This window comes from Pseudomonas sp. CM27 (assembly GCF_013179515.1).
Lineage (GTDB): Bacteria > Pseudomonadota > Gammaproteobacteria > Pseudomonadales > Pseudomonadaceae > Aquipseudomonas.
Genome location: NZ_JABMCN010000391.1, coordinates 1 through 2,821, shown reverse-complemented (window position 1 = coordinate 2,821; position 2,821 = coordinate 1). Strand labels below are relative to the sequence as shown.

Here is a 2,821-nt window from a genome sequence, read left to right as displayed (position 1 = left end):
GGATGCGGCGTACATTGATTTCGGCAAGCCGACGCAGAAGGCCATCGCCCAGGCGCATCCCGACGAGCTGGAGAAGCTGGGCTTCGCCGCAGGCTCTATGGGGCCGAAGGTGCAGGCCGCCTGCGACTTTGCCCGCAACACCGGCAAGGTGGCGGTTATCAGCTCGCTGGAAAACATCGAGGATATCGTCAAGGGCACTGCCGGCACCCGGGTTTCCACCGCGAAGCCGGGGATAAGCTACCGTTGAATGCAGCGGGCGGGCCTGCGTGGCCCGCCGTTTTCGACCTTCCAAAGGAGCCTGCCATGGCCCAGTACCAGTCCGGTCATGTACACATCGAGCGCACTGCGCTGAACAGCAGCGACCACAGCTACGACCTCAACATTCAGTACGAAGCGGCGCAGGATCCCAGGGAAGGACGTGGCATTCAGTTTCACATGCATGGCAGCATCGAAGGCAAGCCGGTGGACGAAAAGTTTTTCCTGCCCAAGGATCAGGTGTTGCCCAGTTTCCTGATGGTGCTGAGCCGCAAGGCCCAGGCCCATCTGGCGCCACCAAAGAAATTCGAAACCCTTGGTTCACCGCACAAGATCTATGACCTGATGTTCGAAGACATTCGCACCAAGCTGGATGTGAAATCCGGTGACCCGATCAAGCCAGAACATCTGGAGTGAGCACCAGAATCGGGGGCTGCTTTGCAGCCCTTTGCGACACAAGGCCGCTGCTACAGATATAGCGCGACGCTTGAAACCGGCGCGCAGCCTGTAGGAGCGGCCTTGTGTCGTGATAGGGCCGCAAAGCGTCACCAGCGCTGTTAAGGCATACTACCGCCCTCCCTGGCCACCACTTCACCGTACCCATGCGCATCCACGTCAGCTTCATCGACCGCGTCGGCATCACCCAGGAAGTCCTTGCCCTGCTCGGTGCCCGCCACCTCAATCTGGACGCCGTGGAGATGGTCCCGCCGAACGTCTACATCGACGCCCCGACCCTCAGCCCCGCCGTACTTGAAGAGCTGCACGACGCACTGTTCGAAGTACATGGCGTGCAGTCGGTGGACGTGGTCGACATCCTCCCCGGCCAGCGCCGTCACCTGCAGCTCGATGCCCTGCTTGCCGCCATGAGCGACCCGGTACTGGCGGTAGACAGCGCTGGCAAGGTACTGCTGGCCAACCCGGCGCTGATCGAACTGTGCGGCCGCGAATCAGCCGGGCGTTCGGTGGGCGAGCTGTTCGACGACCCGGCGCTGCTGCAAGCGCTGCTGGACAACAATTTCCACCTGCCGATGCGTGAGATGCAACTGAACGGCCAAAGCCTGTTGCTGGACGCCATGCCGATCACCAACGCCGGTGGCCTGCTGACGCTGTACCCGCCGACCCGCATGGGTGAACGCCTGTCGGCCCTGCACCACGACCACGCCGAAGGTTTCGATGCCTTGCTCGGTGAGTCGCCGGCCATCCGCACCCTCAAAGCCCGCGCCCTGCGCGTGGCGGCACTGGACGCACCGCTGCTGGTGCATGGTGAAACCGGCACCGGCAAAGAGCTGGTGGCCCGTGCCTGCCATGCCATCAGCAGCCGTCACTCGGCACCGTTCCTGGCCCTGAACTGTGCTGCATTGCCCGAAAGCCTGGCCGAGAGCGAGCTGTTCGGCTACGCCCCCGGCGCCTTCACCGGTGCACAGCGCGGTGGCAAGCCCGGGCTGATGGAGCTGGCCAACCAGGGCACGGTGTTCCTCGATGAAATTGGCGAAATGTCGCCGTACCTGCAGGCCAAGCTGCTGCGTTTTCTCAGCGATGGCAGCTTCCGCCGGGTGGGCGGCGACCGCGAAGTGAAGGTGGATGTGCGCATCATCAGCGCCACCCACCGCGACCTGGAGCGCATGGTTGCCGAAGGCAGCTTCCGCGAAGACCTGTTCTACCGCCTCAACGTGCTCAACCTGCAGGTACCGCCGCTACGCGACCGTGGCCAGGACATCCTGATGCTGGCGCACTTCTTCATGCAGCAGGCCTGCACGCAGATCCAGCGCCCAGCTTGCCGGTTGACCCCGGCCACCCATTCGGCACTGCTGGCCAACCCCTGGCCGGGCAATGTGCGCCAGCTGCAAAACGTGATTTTCCGCGCGGCCGCCATCTGCGAGGGCAACCTGGTGGACATCGGCGACCTGGACATCGCCGGCACCTCGGTAGCGCGCGGGCAAGATGGCGAAGTGGCCAGCCTGGAGCAAGCCGTGGGCGATTTCGAACGTGAGCTGTTGCAGCGGTTATATGCCAGCTATCCCTCGACCCGGCAACTAGCCGGGCGCCTGCAAACTTCGCATACCGCCATCGCCCAGCGCCTTCGCAAATATGGAATACCGGGTAAAGGCTGACTGTAGTTGGAATAACCCGGTCGTTATTCAGGCTTTTCCTACGCCAGCCGGCTGTACGGGAAACAGCTGCCAGCCCCGGGCATGGCTAGCCCAGGGCTGGCGGGCAGCCTGGTTCAGGGACGAACTGCGGTAACTTCGATTTCGACACGCCAGGCAGGGTCGGCCAGGCCGGCGATCTGGAACGCCGAGCGCGCAGGAAGGACCGGCTGCTTGGCGGTTGGTCCGAAGAACTGGGTATAGCCAGCCATGAATCCGTCGAAGTCCATCTTCCCGCCGTTCTCCGGCCCGCCCACCAGGAATACCTGCATCTTCACCACGTCGGCAAGGCCAAGGCCCAGGTCTTTCAATTGCTGCTGAATGTTCTGCAGCACATTGATGGTTTGTGCCTTGGTATCTCCATAGGCTTCCAGCGAACCCTTGGGCGCATCAGGATGGATGACCGTCGGGACGGAACC

Annotated in this window: 3 protein-coding genes and 1 pseudogene; 3 read left to right on the top strand and 1 reads right to left on the bottom strand. The window is 63.0% G+C overall.

Annotation, left to right across the window (positions count from 1 at the left end):
- The 3 genes and pseudogenes from HP547_RS28185 to HP547_RS28175 all read left to right on the top strand — a co-directional run.
- Positions 1–247, top strand: a pseudogene (locus HP547_RS28185) (carbamate kinase); the annotation flags it as partial.
- A 56-nt stretch (positions 248–303) separates the two neighbouring features.
- Positions 304–672, top strand: a complete 369-nt coding sequence (locus HP547_RS28180; RefSeq protein WP_172219254.1) for a DUF5064 family protein — start codon at positions 304–306, stop codon at positions 670–672.
- Positions 673–857: 185 nt separating this feature from the next.
- Entirely contained in the window at positions 858–2,366 is a 1,509-nt protein-coding gene (locus HP547_RS28175; RefSeq protein ID WP_172219252.1) for a sigma-54-dependent transcriptional regulator, read from the top strand.
- Between the two features lie 113 nt (positions 2,367–2,479).
- Here HP547_RS28175 and HP547_RS28170 read toward each other — a convergent pair.
- Positions 2,480–2,821 (bottom strand): RidA family protein (locus HP547_RS28170; protein ID WP_172288757.1); only part of this gene is annotated, 342 nt, incomplete at its 5' end.